Genomic DNA, 17912 nt, shown 5'->3' on the forward strand with positions numbered 1-17912 from the left:
TAATCTTTTTGAATACGCTCTCCTGCGAGAAATTGAGAGGATAGAGGTGCAGGAGAAACGGTACTGTTAATGATTTAATTAATAAGCAATAACGTCAGCAGCCGTTATGCCATCTGAATTGCGAGTAACAGAAAACTCGACATTTTGACCTTCAAATAATGATTTGATTTTTTTATTTGCAATTGATTTACGTGTAACAAAGATATCATCACCGCCATTTATTGGTGAAATGAATCCATAACCCTTATTTGCATCAAACCATTTAACTCGACCCATATGTAATTGAAAATTCATATTAAAACTCCTTTTGTTCTGAGAACAATAATTCTATTTATTGTTGTACTATTACTCTTTACACGTTATACCCCATGATAAATTGCCGATTTATTAAAACGCTTTAAGAGCAAGTAAACGATTACTACCGGATGTACTGTTGTTATTAATCTGTACACACTATTAAATTAACGGTCTTTCGCATACCAATCATCCACTGTAACTTAACAGCCTATTTTGACATTGAGATGACAAAACTGATGAATAAACGTGGAAACTGCGAGGAAATAGAGACGAACTCAGTTGACCGTGAATAAATCAAATATAGATACTCATTATTAATGAATTACATTTATATACATAATAAAGAGATCTACATCACGTTGGAGATATTATTATCACAGTAAATGTTTAAAGACAAGTTTTTTTATAGCGTTCTACCGTGTTTTTGATCTCACTGAGGATTTTTGCTTCCCCTGACGCATCGAAAGAAGCGTCCACAGGCAGATACCACCAATTGACTTGGGCGAAAGATTGGCATTTTACTGCGTCTTTTTCGGTCATTAGCAGGGGTTCATTATTAGGTGTTAATGCTAACAGAGAGTGTTGTTGATACGGCTGATGATCTGCAAAAGCATGCGTTTGCACCAATTCTACCCCTTTTTTTTCTAAGGAGGCGAAAAAGCGAGGAGGATGACCTATGCCAGCCATAGCAACCACCGTTTTAAGTTCACTCACTGCACACTTTTCACCACTGAGTAAATTAACGGCAATATCCCCTTCTAATGCCATAGCGACTTCATTCGCGCTTGCTTGCCCACCATTAACGATGACGGCATTCACACTCGTTAAACGCCCCGCTCTTTCACGCATTGGCCCAGCGGGTAACCACCAGCCATTGCCAAAACGGCGTTGACCATCAATCACAACGATTTCGTAGTCTCTCGCTAACGCATAATGTTGCAAACCATCATCGGTGATGATCACGTCCAACTCATGGTTTTCCAGTAATGCTTTCACCGCCTCACTGCGTTTGGGGGCCACCGCGACAGGCGCTTTGGTTCGGTAGTGAATTAAAATAGGTTCATCACCGGCTTCAGCCGTTGTCGTCGTTGATGAAATCACTAGTGGATAGTGATCTGCTTTTCCACCATATCCCCGAGAAACCACACCAACGCGGTAACCTTCCCGAGTTAATGCTTCTACTAGCCAAATAACGACAGGCGTTTTACCATTCCCCCCTGCCGTTAAATTGCCAACAACGATTACTGGAACCGGTGCCTTCCAAGAACGGAATAACCCAGCTTGATAACTTATACGCCTAACTAGCGCGATCGCCCCATACAGCAGCGAGAACGGCAGTAGTAAGATATAAAGCCATGACTGACCAGCCCAGATTTTTTCTATCATTGGCTAAACTGTATTTTATGTAGTTGAGCATAGGCCCCCTCTAGCGCTAATAACGCTTTATGGTTGCCACGTTCGATAATGCGACCATCTTGAACAACTAAAATTTCATCCGCATTTTCAATAGTTGATAAACGGTGAGCAATCACAAGAGACGTTCTATTTTTTTGCAGTTCGTCCAGTGCTGCTTGAATAGCTCTTTCTGATTCAGTATCCAATGCAGACGTTGCTTCATCTAGGATCAAGATAGGGGCGTCACGCAACAGTGCGCGAGCAATGGCAATACGTTGGCGTTGCCCCCCCGAGAGCATCACACCATTTTCCCCAATCACCGTATCTAAACCTTTATCCAGTTTCGCGATAAAGTCCATCGCATAAGCCATTTCTGCGGCTTTCTCAATTTGCTCGCGGCTAAAACGCCCATCTGTTGCATAAGCAATATTGTTTGCAATGGTATCATTAAACAAATACACATGCTGTGAAACCAGAGCCACTTGGTTACGCAATGACTCAAGGGTATATTCCCTAATATCGTGCCCATCAATACGGATAGAGCCTTTATCGATGTCATAGAAACGTGTAATCAAATTGGCAATGGTTGATTTCCCTGAGCCTGAACGCCCAACCAAGGCCACCGATTTGCCTGCTGGTAAAGTAAATGAAATATCATCTAATGCAGGATGTTCTTTAGTTGCATAAGTAAACGTGACATTTTCAAATTCAATATCACCTTTCACATTAGATAATACTTTGGTTCCCTCGTCTTTTTCTTGTTCAGTATCGAGAATAGAGAATAGTGTTTGGCATGCTGCCATCCCACGTTGGAACTGAGAGTTAACGTTAGTGAGCGATTTCAATGGGCGCATTAAAGCAAACATAGAAGAGAAAACAACGGCGATTGTCCCCGGTGATAACTGTTCACGAATTTCAGGGAAACTTGCCGCATACAGAACGAACGCTAATGCAAAAGAAGCAATCAATTGAATAATCGGGTCTGAAATTGCCGAAGCAGTGACCATTTTCATTGATTGGCTACGCATATTATTGCTGACTTTATTAAAGCGCTCAGTTTCAACTTTTTGTCCGCCAAAAATTAAAACTTCTTTGTGCCCTTTTAACATTTGTTCAGCACTAGCCGTAACATGCCCCATCCCCGTTTGCATATTTTTACTGATCTTGCGAAAACGCTTAGAGACGATGCGGATTGTAATAGAGACGATTGGCGCGATAACAATCAAAATGAGGGAGAGTTGCCAGCTATAGTAGAACATCATCGCAAACAAACCGATGATATAGGCACCTTCACGAATAATGGTAATTAATGCACCTGACGATGATGCCGCCACTTGCTCTGAGTCATAAGTGATACGTGATAAGAGGGTTCCTGTAGATTGCTGATCAAAAAAGCTGACAGGCATTCCCATCATATGGCCAAATAGCTTACGGCGCATACTCATTACAACTTGCCCAGAAACCCACGAAACACAGTAGGTTGAAACAAAGCTAGATGCACCACGAACAATAATTAGACCTAACATAGCGAGAGGAAGCCATTTTAAAACGTCATTATCCGCTTTCTCAAACCCTTCATCGAGTAAAGGCTTTAATAAAGAAATCATAAACGCATCCCCTGCTGCGTTGATGACTAGAGCGATAGCTGCAACAAATAAGCCTGCTTTAAACGGCGAAATAGTAGGCCATAACCGGCGAAACGTTTGTCGTGTCGAAAGGTCTTTATCAATCATGTTTTTATTACCAAACTTAATGTAAGCGCACTATTCTACTCGGGAAATGGCGGATCACCAAACCAGAGATGATACCATCTAGGATACATTTCGATTCGATAGCGCAAAATATTTAACTTTTCTTTTTTAAACCAGATAGTTACCTGACCTGACTCCGCTGTATTAATCCATTTAATATTATTATTTTTGTACCGTAAGTACACTTTATCTGACGGTATTTTCCAAGGACTGTATCTTGCTGAAGAGACTAATACCGTTGTTGGTGAAGTTGTTCTAATGAATAGTGACGTTGATGACGTATTGCTGCCATGATGTGGCGCAAAAACAATGTCCGCATTTAATCGATGTTTATATAGTGCGGTAATTGCTTGCTCACCCTGCTTTTCGATATCACCTGTTAGTAAGATTTTATGGTAGCCATCGGTTAACATGATCACACAAGAATCATCATTATGAGACTTTTCAGCAAGCTTTTCAGGCCAAAGCACTTCAAAGTGCAGCTCTCCCCATTGCCAACGTTGACCTTTAGAGCAAGGAAGATGTTGCCCCCCTCCAAAACTGCTTCGCACATTTAACCAAGGGTATTGTTTTTTTAGAAATGGCACTCCGCCTATATGGTCAAGGTGCTTATGGCTTAGAATAAGGCCTATCGGGATAATCCCTTTTCGTTTTAAGTATGGAATGATCTGTTTTTGGGCGTTACTTCCTCCTTGCCAACGATTACCTGTATCATATAAATAGGAGACGCCTTTTTGCTGTATTACAACGGCTAAACCATGACCAACATCCAGAGTGGTTAAGCTCCATCCTTGCTCTACTGATTTATCAACCGCACTATCAGTGCCGATGCACAATGCACTAAAACAGCCTAATAACCCAATATAGGTTCGATGCCAGCCAAATGAAATAAATACCCCAATCAACCAGCAAAATATAGAAACCCACAATGAAACGGACTGTAGCTCCATCCAAAAATCACTGAGATACACTAATGGCTTTATTCCTATTGAAATAATGCTATCAATTAACTGCAAAATAAAATGATGGATTGCAGCACTTGGAAACAGATATAGCAGAAATGAGAGTAAGATAAGCGGTACAACCAACCAAGAAACAATAGGAACCAACCAGAGGTTTGCCCAAAAGCTCATAAAATTGATCCCTTGAAATAATCCCATTTGTATTGGTGCTAATAAGATCAATAAACCCGTTTGTAAATGCACAAAAGGAATTAACCAACCAAGGACTTTTGTATGCTGTGTAGAAGATGATACAGAAAATAACTTGAACCAATACAGTATCGCCAATACCGCAAAACTGGATAACCAAAAGCTGTCAGATAGCATAGCTAAAGGGTCTGCAAGCACAATCAAACCAATGCTCCATACCGCCCATTGCCATGAAAAATAGAGGCTCTTTTGCTGTTTGATATAGATCCACAACCCCAATGCAATTAAAGCACGTGTTGCTGGAATAGCGAAACCAGAGACCCATCCATACAGAAAAGCAAAAATGCCTCCAAATATAATAGGTATTTTGGGGCTAATAACGTAGCTGGGAAGCAAATACAGTAAGCACCGAGCAAGCCAATAGCCTAGTAAATAAGATAGCCCGATGTGCAAACCGGATATGGCGATAAGGTGGCTCACACCTGTACTTTGTAATAGTGCGGATAACTCAGGCGTTAATAATGTGCGCTCACCAAACATTAAAGCATAAGTAATCGCAGCATTTTTTAATGAAAGAATTTCTTCCTTATAAAAATCTATTACCCTCTGCCGCACAGAGCAGCGAGAGTCGATCATTGTTGTTTGGGTGTTTTTTAATTTACCAATAATACGTTGTGATAGGCTATAACGTTGTTGGTCAAAGCCCCCTTCATTTAAGGATGCATGTAACGGTTTTAATAGGCTATTAAGTTGCCAAGTTTGCCCCGCACAAATAGTAACACCTGACCGATGTTTCACTTGCCATACCGCATATAATGGCGGAAACACGGTGACTCCAGCAACTTTATTAATTCTGACTTTAATGTTTTCTTTTTCTTTATTAAATAGTGGTACACTGATAATAGTAACGTCTAATAATTGGTACTTTTTTGACAGTAGGTTTATTTTCTCAATAACATCATTAGCGTGCCAACATGCCCACAAAAATGCGATAGCTATTAATAGAAAAAACTTCAGATAACGATGTGCTTTTATAAATAACAAAAATAGAAACAAGATACCTGAAATAATGAATGAATTATTTATTGTGGGGATATGATGAATAAATAAAATCGGTAATGTGCCAATAAATATCGCGATCGCCGCTAAAGTATAGGAAAGTGATCCTCCCCGAAATAGTGTCAGTATACTGCCATACATTTTCTCACCTCTTAGCGCGCCACATGAATGAGCACCATAACGAGGCTTACCCTTTTTTGGAAAACATGAATATCAGCGATACGAGCTGCTTCCTAATACTTGATGATATCACTCAATCATATTTTTTTATTTAGGAGGGGCTTCACAAAACTATTTTGTTTTTATTGTTAATTTAAATAATTATTGAGAGAGAGTATCGCCGCTTGGATTAAATTAAAAGTGAGTGATATCGTTGTCTATATAGCTTCGTCTATCTCGATTTTAGCTAAGCTAAATATCAACAGCCTATATAATCTAATTACCTAAGTGAGTCATTCATGTTCAGGTAACTTGTGTCTGCATTCCAAGCCATTGCTATACCATAACCAGTTTTATTACGCTCCTAATCTATGGTGCTCTATTTTTTAGCCATTAGCAGATTGCTCCAGCCCTACGACAATACTTAAACGATTTCCTGCGAGTCAGATAAGCAATTAAGCAGCTCACGGTCCCCTTTACTGAGCGTGTCGTTTTAGCCAGAAACGCTATCAATACGTTAAAGACCCCCAATAAAAAAACGGTGCTGTGAAACACAAGCACCGTTTTGAACTAATAATTAAGATTTACAATCAATTATTGACCATAAATATTTACACGGTCACGTAATTCCTTACCTGGTTTAAAGTGAGGAACGTATTTACCTTCCAACTCCACTTTGTCTCCAGTTTTTGGGTTACGCCCAACACGCGGAGCACGGTAGTGAAGAGAAAAACTGCCGAATCCGCGGACTTCTATACGTTCACCACCAGCCAGAGTATCTGCCATATGTTCGAGAATTTCTTTAACAGCATCCTCGACCGTTTTTGCTGACAGATGAGATTGCTGGCTAGCCAGTCTTTCGATTAACTCAGACTTGGTCATAGTACCTCCCTAAACTACCGTTACGAAGGGGTAACGCCTGTTACCCCTACCTTAATTATTCGCCTTTAGCTGCTTTGAAAGCTTCAGCCATTGCGTTGTTACCGAAGCTAGTATCTTCTTGCTTGTTCACAGTAGCGATAGCGTCTTTTTCATCAGCTTCGTCTTTTGCACGAACAGACAGGTTGATTACACGGTTTTTACGGTCAACACCAGTGTATTTAGCTTCAACATCATCACCAACTTTCAGAACCTGTGTTGCATCTTCAACACGGTCACGAGAAGCTTCTGATGCACGTAGGTAACCTTCAACGCCCAGAGTCAGCTCAACAGTTGCACCTTTAGCATCAACTGCGATAACTTTACCAGTTACGATTGCGCCTTTCTTGGTTGCTGCTAAGTAGTTATTGAATGGATCTTCAGCTAACTGCTTAACGCCCAGAGAGATACGCTCACGTTCTGCGTCGACTTGCAGAACAACGGCTGCGATTTCGTCACCTTTTTTGTATTCACGAACTGCTTCTTCGCCTGCAACGTTCCAGGAGATGTCAGACAGGTGAACCAGGCCATCGATGCCGCCTTCCAGACCGATGAAGATACCGAAGTCAGTGATTGACTTGATTTTACCTTCAACACGGTCACCTTTGTTGTGAGTTTCTGCAAATTGCTGCCATGGGTTCGCTTTGCATTGTTTCAGGCCTAGAGAGATACGACGACGTTCTTCATCGATATCCAGAACCATAACTTCAACAACGTCACCAACGTTAACAACTTTAGATGGGTGGATGTTTTTGTTAGTCCAATCCATTTCTGAAACGTGAACCAGACCTTCAACGCCTTCTTCGATTTCGACGAAGCAACCATAGTCAGTCAGGTTAGTTACGCGACCAGTCAGTTTAGTACCTTCTGGATAACGTTTAGCGATTGCAACCCAAGGATCTTCGCCCAGTTGTTTCAGACCCAGAGAAACACGGGTACGCTCACGGTCGAATTTCAGAACTTTAACTGTGATTTCATCACCAACATTGACGATTTCGCTTGGGTGTTTAACACGTTTCCAAGCCATATCAGTGATGTGCAGCAGGCCATCAACACCGCCCAGATCAACGAATGCACCGTAGTCAGTAAGGTTCTTAACGATACCTTTAACTTCCATGCCTTCTTGCAGATTTTCGAGCAGTTGATCGCGTTCTGCGCTGCTTTCAGATTCAATTACAGCACGGCGAGAAACAACAACGTTGTTGCGTTTCTGATCCAGCTTAATAACTTTGAACTCTAGCTCTTTGCCTTCCAAGTGGGTTGTGTCACGAACTGGACGAACGTCAACCAGTGAACCTGGTAAGAACGCACGGATACCGTTCAGTTCTACAGTGAAACCACCTTTTACTTTACCGTTGATAACACCGGTTACAGTCTCAGCTTCTTCGTAAGCTTTTTCCAGCATCAGCCATGCTTCGTGGCGTTTCGCTTTCTCACGAGAAAGGATAGTTTCATCGAAACCATCTTCAACTGCATCCAGAGCTACGTCGATTTCGTCGCCAACTTGGATTTCTAGCTCACCCTGAGCATTTTTGAATTGTTCTACTGGGATAGCAGATTCAGATTTCAGACCTGCGTCAACCAGAACAACGTCTTTATCGATGGCAACAACAGTACCACGGACGATAGAACCAGGACGGGTTTCAATATTCTGCAGGGATTCTTCAAAGAGTTGAGCAAAAGATTCTGTCATATTAATGATCTTCAAGAGTTTTAAATTAACGTCCATTCAGCTTCCGGCCAAATGGGGTTGTTTTACATACCCCACAACTTTCCTTGTCATAAGGTGATTACCATGTTAAGCGAAAAAATCAACATAGTATTAGATGCGTATACTATCTACATTATAAGCTAAAATACAGCCAATTATTAAGATAATTGCAGAATTTTTTTCGCGTAGGCTTGTGCTTTTTCAATGACTTCCTCAATTGACATACTTGTGGAGTCCAAAATCAAAGCATCCTTCGCGGCAACTAAAGGTGCAACCGAACGGTTACGATCACGATAGTCGCGTTCTTGTATTTCGGTTAAAAGTCGTTCAAAGTTAACATCAAACCCTTTTTCCTGCAACTGCTTCATGCGCCGATGAGCGCGCTCTTCGGCGGAAGCGTCAAGAAAAATTTTGACGGGAGCGTCAGGAAAAACAACGGTTCCCATATCACGGCCATCTGCAATCAAACCAGGCATCGCTCTAAATGCGCGTTGCCGGCGTAATAGCGCTTCCCTTACACGCGGAAAAGCCGCTATTTGCGAGGCGGTTTTACCCACATCTTCCGTGCGAATTTGATTTGAAACATCTTCGCCTTCTAAAATCACTTTTAACTGGTTTTCTTCTGGCACAAAGCGTACATCTAGGTTTGCCGCTAAAGGTACTAACGCATCTTCAGACTGAATGTCTACATGATGATGTAAAGCCGCTAATGCGAGAACACGATAAATCGCACCAGAATCTAAGAGTTGCCATCCAAACTGGTTTGCCAGCGCTTGGCATAATGTACCTTTACCAGCACCACTTGGTCCATCAACGGTTATTACAGGGGCAATTGCCACCATAAAAGGTCTCCTTCTCTGCACGTGGTTTCACCACCTGCAATTAAAATCTGTAGTGGTATTATACCTACTCGACGATTTTGTGAAATAAGCAGGTTCTGATGAGTCGCAGAAAAATGGTTATGCAGATATATAAATGGCGGCTAATTATGGATACTGACTGACATTGCCTCAATGCAAAGTCAGTCAGTCGAATGATTAAAATTTAGCTCAGACGGGCTAATTGTTGGAAGTAATCTGGGAATGTTTTTGCCGTGCACCCTGGATCTAAAATCGTAACAGGGGTATCAGACAAGGCAACGAGCGAAAAACACATAGCAATTCGGTGATCGTTATAGGTTTCAATTTCAGCATGCTGTAATTGCGCTGGCGGAACAATACGGATGAAATCGTGCCCCTCTTCGACTTCAGCACCGACCTTACGCAGTTCAGTCGCCATAGCATACAGTCTATCCGTCTCTTTCACGCGCCAATTATAGATATTACGGATCACCGTTTCCCCTTGCGCAAACAGTGCCACAGTACCAATGGTCATCGCCGCATCTGGGATAGCGTTCATGTCCATATCGATTCCGTTTAACGTACCTCGTTGGCATTCAATAAAGTCATCCCCCCAACGAATTGTTGCCCCCATTTTCTCCAGTACATTGGCAAACTTGGTATCGCCTTGGAGACTATTACGACCAATACCTGTCACTCTGACAGTACCACCTTTAATAGCTGCCGCGGCAAGAAAATAGGATGCTGATGACGCATCACCTTCGACTAAGTATTCACCGGGTGATTGATACTGCTGTTGCCCTTTAATAACAAAGCGTTGATATTGGTGATTATCCACTTCAACGCCAAACGTGGCCATCAAGGCTAAGGTGATATCGATATAAGGTTTTGAAACCAATTCACCTGAGATAGTAATGATTGTCTCTTTCTCAGCCAACGGCGCGGCCATCAAAAGTGCGGTCAAAAATTGGCTAGAGACAGAGCCATCAACCGATATTTCACCACCAGAAAAACCACCACGTAAGCGAAGGGGCGGATAATTTTCTTGTTCTAGGTAATCAATCGTAGCGCCACCTTCACGTAAAGCATCAACTAAATGCCCTATTGGGCGCTCTTTCATGCGAGGCTCGCCTGTTAACACAATATTGTTATTCGCTAACGACAATGCTGCGGTCAATGGGCGCATTGCCGTACCCGCATTACCCAGAAAAATTTCCAGTTCGTCAGTATGGCATAACCGCCCACCGACTCCTTGAACACGGCAATGTGTTTTATCTTCAGACAATTGGTAATTAACACCAAGCTGGCTTAATGCATTCAGCATATGGCGAATATCATCACTATCCAGTAAGTTTGTCAGTAACGTTGTGCCATTAGCCATAGCCGCTAATAACAGCGCTCGGTTCGATACACTTTTAGACCCTGGCAGGTTGATCGTTCCGTTAATTGAAGAGATAGGTTGTAATGTCAGGGATTGCATAAAGCGCAGGTTCTCCAGTACTGTTTGCCTAATTATTTATTATCGTTTTCAAAAATGAAGATAGTTAAACCCGACCCAATGCGCGGATTAGGTCGGGAAGATGATTATGCGTGGCGACGTTCAAAGTCTGCCATGAAATCAACAAGTGCTTGGACACCGGCTAATGGCATCGCATTGTATATTGATGCACGCATCCCACCTGAAACGCGGTGACCTTTTAGTGACAATAGCCCTTGTGCTTTCGCTTCTTCAAGGAATTTGTCATCCAACGCAGGATTTTGCATTTGGAAAGGTACGTTCATCCAAGAACGGTTTTCGACCGCAACGCGGTTAATATAAAATTCACTATCATCGATTGCGTTATACAACAATTGTGATTTTTCATAGTTGCGTTTTGCCATTTCCTGCAAGCCGCCCTGCTCTTTCAACCACTTAAAGACCATGCCTGATAAATACCAAGCAAAAGTCGGCGGTGTATTAAACATCGAGTCATATTTTGCTAAGGTTGTATAATCAAATATTGAGGGTGTCTGCTTTGAAGCTTTGCCCAAGAGATCTTCACGGATAATAACAATGGTAAGACCCGCTGGACCAATATTCTTTTGTGCTCCTGCATAAATCACGCCATAACGGCTAATATCAATAGGTTTAGACAGAATCGAAGATGAATAGTCCGCAATGATCACTTTGTCTTTCGGGAAATCAGGTTCTTCATGGATAGCTAGGCCATCAATAGTTTCATTAGGGCAATAGTGAACATAAGCCGCATCTGAGCTTAATTGCCATTCGCTCATCGGTTTCACACCCACAACACCGTCTTTTTCTTGTTTGACTTGGATAATGTTAGGAGTGCAATATTTTTGTGCTTCTTCTGCCGCAGATTCCGCCCAATAGCCACCAACAATATAGTCTGCCGTGGTTTTATCGCCCAACAGGTTCAGCGGTAATGCAGCGAAATGACCGCGAGCACCACCATGGCAAAATAGTACTTTATAATTTTGCGGAATATTTAATAAATCACGTAAATTTTGCTCTGCTTCCTCCGCTATCGCAATAAAATCCTTGCCGCGATGGCTAACTTCCATAACAGAAACGCCTAAGCCTTTCCAGTTACAAAATTCCTGTTCAGCACGACGCATGACTTCAACAGGTAGCATGGCAGGACCCGCACTGAAATTATAAACCTGACTCATTGATTTCACCCTATCTTCAATTTCAACAATGTTTGTTAAATTAACTCAGTAACTATGGTTGTATCATCACCTGTCACTTGCTGCAACGGTTATTGTCGAGTTGATGGGAAATACGATAAGTTGAATTTATTGATAAAAAAGAGAGGAATTTTGTTAATCCCGTCACAACAAATACCACCACAATATTATGAAGCGATAGTGGACGAATAAAAAATATAATCCCGATTATGGCCTGTTTTGCATAATCGGGATTTGAAAATATTTTGCTCTAGCCAGTTAGGCAATAATGATACGGCTGATTAAGCAATAACCTTATTCACAATCTCTATTGCTTCTTGTTCAATTTGGCGTAAATGCTCTTCGCCACGGAAACTTTCACAATAGATTTTGTACGCTTCTTCCGTGCCGGATGGACGAGCGGCAAACCAACCATAATCGGTCATGATTTTTAGCCCACCAATAGAAGCGCCATTACCCGGTGCCGTCGTTAAACGTTGAGTGATCTTATCGCCCGCTAAAGAGTCCGCAGTGACCATCTCTGGCGACAACTTACTGAGTTTCGCTTTTTGCTCATGGGTGGCTTTGGCTTGAATACGACTATAAATAGGCGCACCAAATTTTTCGGCGAGTTTGTTATAACGTTGCTGAGGGTTTTCCCCTGTCACCGCAGTAATTTCCGCCGCTAGCAAACATAAAATGATACCGTCTTTATCTGTCGACCAAGGTGTGCCATCAAATTTAAGGAAAGACGCTCCGGCACTCTCTTCGCCGCCGAAACCCAATTTTCCGTTAAACAAGCCATCGACGAACCATTTAAAACCAACGGGTACTTCGACAAGTTCACGTCCAATATCGGCAACAACACGGTCAATCATGGCACTTGAAACGAGTGTTTTCCCGACAGCGACCTCTTTCCCCCATTGTGGGCGATGCTGGAATAGGTAATCGATCGCGACCGCAAGGTAGTGGTTTGGATTCATTAACCCTGCTGGGGTGACGATACCATGACGGTCATAATCAGGGTCGTTGGCGAATGCTAAGTCAAACTTTTCTTTCATCCCTAATAGGCCAGCCATCGCCCAACGCGATGAGCAATCCATGCGGATCACACCATCATGATCAAGCGGCATAAAACGAAATGTTTGATCTAATTGATCATTCACCAGTTCAAGATCTAATTGATAATATTCAGCAATCTTGCGCCAATATTCGATGCCAGAACCACCGAGTGGGTCGACACCTAATTTTAAACCTGCTTTTTGAATCGCCTTCATATCCACCACTTCACCCAGTGCGGCGACATAAGGCATGACTAAATCTTGTTCGGTGACATAACCACTGACCAGCGCATCTTCAAAAGAAATACGCTTAACACCCGTAAGGCCGTTTGCGAGTAATTGATTTGCTTGCTTTTCGATAACCGATGTTAAATCGGTATCAGCAGGGCCACCATTCGAGGGATTATATTTTATACCGCCATCTTCTGGTGGGTTATGAGAAGGTGTAATGACAATTCCATCCGCAACATCTTGATGGGATTGATTATAACTGATAATCGCATGGGATATGGCAGGCGTCGGAGTAAACCCGTTATCGGCTTGGATAACCACATTGACTTGGTTTGCAGCTAACACCTCAATAACCGTAATAAATGCCGCTTCAGACAACGCGTGGGTGTCTTTGCCGACAAAGCATGGCCCTGTTAGCCCTTGCTTTTTACGTAAATCAGCAACCGCTTGAGCAATAGCAAGAATATGATTTTCGTTGAAATTTTTCCTACTTGCACTGCCTCGATGCCCCGATGTTCCAAACTTCACTGCATGTTCAGGGTTACCGACTTGTGGTTTTAGTTGATAATATTGAGCGGTTAGTTGTGCAACATTAATCAAATCTTTCTGAAACGGAAGCTGCCCTGCGCGTTCATGTATTGTCACTTGTTATCTCCCAATGCACTGGTGCCTTATTTGTGACACCAGCGATGCCTCAATTTTTCGATTAGATAGTATTACAAACTTTCTCAATCACATTGGCAGGGAACTGCATTTCCTGCATGATTGCTTCAACCATGCTGCGTTTGCGATTGGTATTTGTGTTGGTGATCACCCAAAATGGCGTTCCCGGAATATGCCGAGGTTTTGACTGCTTACCTGCGGCTAACAGTGTTTGCTCATCGCCAGCAAAATAGACACGCGTACGACCATGCATTGACTCTGTCGCATTAGCAAAAACAGTGGCGTCTAAGCTATAGAGTGTCGATAAAATTAGCATAAAGCGGTCGATGGCTTTGCTTTTTTCTGCATAAGCATCAGAGAGTAAAAGCTCCCTCATCACCCTAACTGGATTTTGCGGCGTAATGGCTGTTTTTTTTGTCTCGACCGCCTGCTGCGGCGGCTGTTCGTTGCCGAGTTCTTTAACGACTTGTACTGGCTGACCGGACTTTAAATTTAACATACGGCGCAAAATATCCGATGCACTTTCACCGATATGCAGTGTGTGGCTGGCAATATAGCGGTAAAGCTCTTCATCAACTTCTATCGTTTTCATTTTTTCCCAGTACTTTTTTAACTAAAATTTGCGTTGGGATTATAAGATAGATTTCAAGAAAACAAAACAATTAAAATTTCAATAACTTAAAGTAAACAGCACACTAAGTTCAACGATATTTCAGTAAGTTATCATCTGATTGGTGGTTTTATGTTTAATCAGAAAAAAATACAATAATGAGAAGAATGAGACCTTAATATTCCATTTATTCTTTTATTGATAGCATTGAATAATTAATCGACCCGTTTGGATTTTGCTAATGTACATGCCATCATATCGTTAAAGAAGATAAATAAGCTGAAAATGAACTATGACAAACCTGCTAAACCATACTATTCATAAACCTGAAACTCCGGTATCGTCTACCCCTGTCGTGCTGATCCACGGATTATTTGGTGATCTCAATAATCTCGGTGTATTAGCCCGCGATTTACAAAAATATTTTGTCACCATCCAAATTGATGTCAGAAACCATGGCGACTCATTCCGTGCCACGACAATGGAATATCGCCAAATGGCACAAGATGTCATGACACTCTTACAATCCCTTGGATATGAAAACGCCATTTTGATTGGTCACTCCATGGGCGGGAAAATTGCGATGGCAGCAACCGAAATTGCCCCTCATTTCGTAGAAAAAGTTGTGGCTATTGATATGGCGCCTGTCGCTTATCAAGTTCGCCGCCACGATACCATTATTGCGGCTCTCGAAGCGGTGACCCACGCTGGCGTCAAAAGCCGCCAAGACGCGACGGTCGTCATGCGCGAATACCTTGATGAAGAGAGTGTCATTCAGTTTTTACTCAAATCATTCCGCCAAGGCGAGTGGAAATTTAACCTGCCTGCCATCAAAGAAAACTATGAGTCTATTATTGGCTGGGAAACCGTTCCGGCTTGGGATAAACCTGTTCTATTAATCCCCGGCGGTAACTCCCCTTATGTGCAAGCCGAATATAGAGAAGAGATTGCCGCACAGTTCCCAAATGCGAAAGCATGGGTCGTCGCGGATGCAGGGCATTGGGTTCATGCAGAGAAACCAGATCATGTACTTAGAGCCATACACCGTTTCTTAGACTTGCCCGAATACCAATAAATTCAAGCTTTATTTATAATGAAGGGAATATATAACCCTTCATTATAAACCAAATAAGAACCAATAATATATAAGACAAACTTCAATACACTGATAACTATTATTTCTGTATTATCTCTGTGAAAACTATCCATGCTATTTCATCTATTATTGCTAACATTATTTTATCAGCAATAAATATCAACCATCCTATATGATAAGCAATAACCCAAAGGAATATTCACAGAAAAAATGGAAAGTGAAAATACTCAGTCAACACTCTACTTTATTGGCATCATCATTAAGTTAACAAATGATATTAGTCAAGACGAGTTTAATACCATCACCGCAGAGAAAGAAAGTTTCCGTGATACATTAAAAGCGCTTCAAAACAAGCTTAATATAAAGTGTAAATATAAAAATCAAACCAATAAAAACATTAGTAAGATAGATTCTCCTTCTATTATTTATGATAATGATAACGTAGCTTATCTATTAGCTAATTTTAATCATGAGCAAGTTCTTATTCAGCGATTTGGTAACCATCCTCCAGAATTATGGAGTATGGATAAGTTTATCCAAATGTGGAGTGGTAAATGGCTACAGGTTAAAACCAAACAAAGCCAATTTGATATTACTTGGTTTAAAACAGAATTTTTGAAATATAAATATATTATCGCTAGCGTTTTATTATTTTCATTTATTTTGCAAATACTCGCATTAGTGACACCAATTATTATCCAAGTCATTATGGATAAAGTGTTAGTGCATAATAGTATGATGACATTGGATCTGCTGATCTTTGGTCTTATTATTGCCGCCATCCTTGAAGTGACGCTTAAAGGGCTGCGTGAGTATGTTTATAACCATACTGTTAACCGTATCGATATGACTTTAGGGTTAAAGCTGGTCAATCATTTACTGCATCTGCCCCTTTCGTTTTTTAAAACTCGGCAAATTGGTGCAATCGTTACACGCGTTAAAGAGCTAGAGACTATTCGCGAATTTTTGACAGGAAGTTTTTTTACACTCTGTGTTGATGTGCTCTTTTTATTTGTTTTTCTTTATGTCATGAGCCTATTATCCTCAACCTTAATGTTGGTTTTTTTATGCTCAATTCCCTTCTATTTATTAGTTGCTTGGTGGCTGACGCCTAAAATTGAGGCCGCGGCCCATAAGCAATTTGCAAATATTGCCATCAACACCTCATTTTTAACCGAAAGTATTAATGGTATTGAAACAGCCAAAAGCCTCTCAATAGAGCCCAATTTTACTCGCCGCTGGGATCAGCAAACTTCTGATATGAGTCATACGACATTTGCGGCAGGCCAAATCAACTCCCGCTCTGAACATATTGTGATGGTGATTGAGAAATTAACCAGCGCCGTTATTTTGTGGATTGGTGCCTCTGAAGTCTTAGCCTTACAGCTTACTATTGGTCAATTTATTGCATTTCATATGATGGTCAATCATGCAAGCCAGCCTCTTGTTAAGTTGGTTAAGCTCTGGGGGGATTATATTAGAACCAAAGTTGCCATCGAAAAATTAGCGCAAATTATCAATTTGCCGACAGAGCAAACAAAACAAGCGGATAATAATACCTTAAAAGGCCATATCCATTTGCGTAATATCTCTTTTCGCTATCAACCTGACATGCCTTATATTCTCGATAATTTTAATTTATCGATTCAGGCTGGTGAAACATTAGGCATTGTTGGTACATCTGGCTCAGGGAAAAGTACTCTTGCACGTTTATTACTCCGATTATATACCCCTGAGAAAGGAACGATCCTATTAGATGGCACTCCTCTTTCATCGATGAATATTCATTCGCTCAGAAGGCAAATTGGCATCGTATTACAAGAAAACTTTCTTTTTAACCAAACCGTTTTCGATAATATTGCGCAAACTTATCCCAATGCGTCAATGGATGAAGTCATACATGCCGCCAAAATGGCGGGGGCCCATGATTTTATCTTAAAATTACCGATGGGTTATGACACCATATTATCCGAAGGAGGCGCATCACTGTCTGGGGGACAACGCCAAAGAATTGCTATTGCACGTACACTGCTCGCCGACCCTAAAATTATTATTTTTGACGAAGCCACCAGCGCATTAGATGATGAGTCTCAAGCTATCATTCAAAAAAATATGCAGCTTATTGCTCAGGGCAGAACGGTAATTACGATTGCTCATCGCCTTTCTACTATTCGTCATCACCAACGTATTATCGTGATGCAACAAGGCAAAATTGTTGAACAAGGAAGCCATCAACAATTACTTGAGCAAGGCCAGTTTTATCAACATTTATGGGCGTTACAGCAATCTTTTAAATAATGA

Annotated in this window: 13 protein-coding genes; 2 read left to right on the plus strand and 11 right to left on the minus strand. The window is 41.5% G+C overall.

The genetic code is table 11. The annotated features are described in order from the left end of the window. Window positions 1-78: 78 nt before the first annotated feature. The 11 genes from PSE69_RS10865 to seqA form a co-directional block, all read right to left on the minus strand. Window positions 79-294 (minus strand): cold-shock protein, encoded by a 216-nt coding sequence (locus PSE69_RS10865; RefSeq protein WP_004918147.1) that lies wholly within the window; start codon window positions 292-294, stop codon window positions 79-81. Window positions 295-684: 390 nt separating this feature from the next. Further along, complete coding sequence (lpxK, locus tag PSE69_RS10870; protein ID WP_272675226.1) at window positions 685-1683, minus strand: tetraacyldisaccharide 4'-kinase; 999 nt, start codon at window positions 1681-1683, stop codon at window positions 685-687. Next, on the minus strand, window positions 1680-3425 hold the full coding sequence (gene msbA / locus PSE69_RS10875) for a lipid A ABC transporter ATP-binding protein/permease MsbA (RefSeq protein ID WP_004918144.1): 1746 nt from the start codon (window positions 3423-3425) through the stop codon (window positions 1680-1682). The genes lpxK and msbA overlap by 4 nt, the downstream gene beginning before the upstream one ends. Before the next feature lie 35 nt (window positions 3426-3460). After that, on the minus strand, window positions 3461-5794 hold the full coding sequence (locus PSE69_RS10880; protein WP_272675227.1) for a DNA internalization-related competence protein ComEC/Rec2: 2334 nt from the start codon (window positions 5792-5794) through the stop codon (window positions 3461-3463). 612 nt (window positions 5795-6406) lie between these two features. Next, window positions 6407-6694, minus strand: a complete 288-nt coding sequence (ihfB, locus tag PSE69_RS10885) for an integration host factor subunit beta (protein ID WP_004918141.1) — start codon at window positions 6692-6694, stop codon at window positions 6407-6409. A 55-nt stretch (window positions 6695-6749) separates the two neighbouring features. Further along, complete coding sequence (rpsA, locus tag PSE69_RS10890) at window positions 6750-8423, minus strand: 30S ribosomal protein S1 (protein WP_272675228.1); 1674 nt, start codon at window positions 8421-8423, stop codon at window positions 6750-6752. 176 nt (window positions 8424-8599) lie between these two features. Further along, the gene (gene cmk, locus PSE69_RS10895) at window positions 8600-9283 is read right to left on the minus strand and encodes a (d)CMP kinase (protein ID WP_004918139.1); all 684 of its coding nucleotides are present in this window, start codon (window positions 9281-9283) and stop codon (window positions 8600-8602) included. Window positions 9284-9485: 202 nt separating this feature from the next. After that, window positions 9486-10760, minus strand: a complete 1275-nt coding sequence (gene aroA / locus PSE69_RS10900) for a 3-phosphoshikimate 1-carboxyvinyltransferase (protein ID WP_272675229.1) — start codon at window positions 10758-10760, stop codon at window positions 9486-9488. A gap of 104 nt (window positions 10761-10864) precedes the next feature. After that, a complete protein-coding gene (gene serC, locus PSE69_RS10905) occupies window positions 10865-11953 on the minus strand; it encodes a 3-phosphoserine/phosphohydroxythreonine transaminase (protein ID WP_004918137.1) in 1089 nt (362 codons plus the stop codon). 299 nt (window positions 11954-12252) lie between these two features. Next, window positions 12253-13887, minus strand: a complete 1635-nt coding sequence (pgm, locus tag PSE69_RS10910; RefSeq protein WP_004918135.1) for a phosphoglucomutase (alpha-D-glucose-1,6-bisphosphate-dependent) — start codon at window positions 13885-13887, stop codon at window positions 12253-12255. A 61-nt stretch (window positions 13888-13948) separates the two neighbouring features. Then, window positions 13949-14497 carry a replication initiation negative regulator SeqA gene (gene seqA / locus PSE69_RS10915; protein WP_004918133.1) on the minus strand — a complete coding sequence of 183 codons (549 nt, stop codon included), beginning with the start codon at window positions 14495-14497 and terminating at the stop codon, window positions 13949-13951. Window positions 14498-14807: 310 nt separating this feature from the next. Here seqA and ybfF point away from each other — a divergent pair, with 310 nt between their 5' ends. Next, on the plus strand, window positions 14808-15590 hold the full coding sequence (ybfF, locus tag PSE69_RS10920; RefSeq protein WP_072502949.1) for an esterase: 783 nt from the start codon (window positions 14808-14810) through the stop codon (window positions 15588-15590). Window positions 15591-15821: 231 nt separating this feature from the next. Continuing rightward, window positions 15822-17909, plus strand: coding sequence for a peptidase domain-containing ABC transporter (locus tag PSE69_RS10925; protein WP_040132961.1), 2088 nt, complete (start codon window positions 15822-15824; stop codon window positions 17907-17909). The last annotated feature ends 3 nt before the right edge of the window (window positions 17910-17912 follow it).

The organism is Providencia sp. PROV122 (assembly GCF_028482365.1).
In the GTDB taxonomy this organism is placed as follows: Bacteria; Pseudomonadota; Gammaproteobacteria; order Enterobacterales; family Enterobacteriaceae; genus Providencia; species Providencia stuartii.

What these genes read in the sequence shown, in the direction of transcription:
- PSE69_RS10865 (WP_004918147.1), bottom strand. Translation starts at nt 294, where the DNA reads ATGAATTTTCAATTACATATGGGTCGAGTTAAATGGTTTGATGCAAAT.
- lpxK (WP_272675226.1), bottom strand. Translation starts at nt 1,683, where the DNA reads ATGATAGAAAAAATCTGGGCTGGTCAGTCATGGCTTTATATCTTACTA.
- msbA (WP_004918144.1), bottom strand. Translation starts at nt 3,425, where the DNA reads ATGATTGATAAAGACCTTTCGACACGACAAACGTTTCGCCGGTTATGG.
- PSE69_RS10880 (WP_272675227.1), bottom strand. Translation starts at nt 5,794, where the DNA reads ATGTATGGCAGTATACTGACACTATTTCGGGGAGGATCACTTTCCTAT.
- ihfB (WP_004918141.1), bottom strand. Translation starts at nt 6,694, where the DNA reads ATGACCAAGTCTGAGTTAATCGAAAGACTGGCTAGCCAGCAATCTCAT.
- rpsA (WP_272675228.1), bottom strand. Translation starts at nt 8,423, where the DNA reads ATGACAGAATCTTTTGCTCAACTCTTTGAAGAATCCCTGCAGAATATT.
- cmk (WP_004918139.1), bottom strand. Translation starts at nt 9,283, where the DNA reads ATGGTGGCAATTGCCCCTGTAATAACCGTTGATGGACCAAGTGGTGCT.
- aroA (WP_272675229.1), bottom strand. Translation starts at nt 10,760, where the DNA reads ATGCAATCCCTGACATTACAACCTATCTCTTCAATTAACGGAACGATC.
- serC (WP_004918137.1), bottom strand. Translation starts at nt 11,953, where the DNA reads ATGAGTCAGGTTTATAATTTCAGTGCGGGTCCTGCCATGCTACCTGTT.
- seqA (WP_004918133.1), bottom strand. Translation starts at nt 14,497, where the DNA reads ATGAAAACGATAGAAGTTGATGAAGAGCTTTACCGCTATATTGCCAGC.
- ybfF (WP_072502949.1), top strand. Translation starts at nt 14,808, where the DNA reads ATGACAAACCTGCTAAACCATACTATTCATAAACCTGAAACTCCGGTA.
- PSE69_RS10925 (WP_040132961.1), top strand. Translation starts at nt 15,822, where the DNA reads ATGGAAAGTGAAAATACTCAGTCAACACTCTACTTTATTGGCATCATC.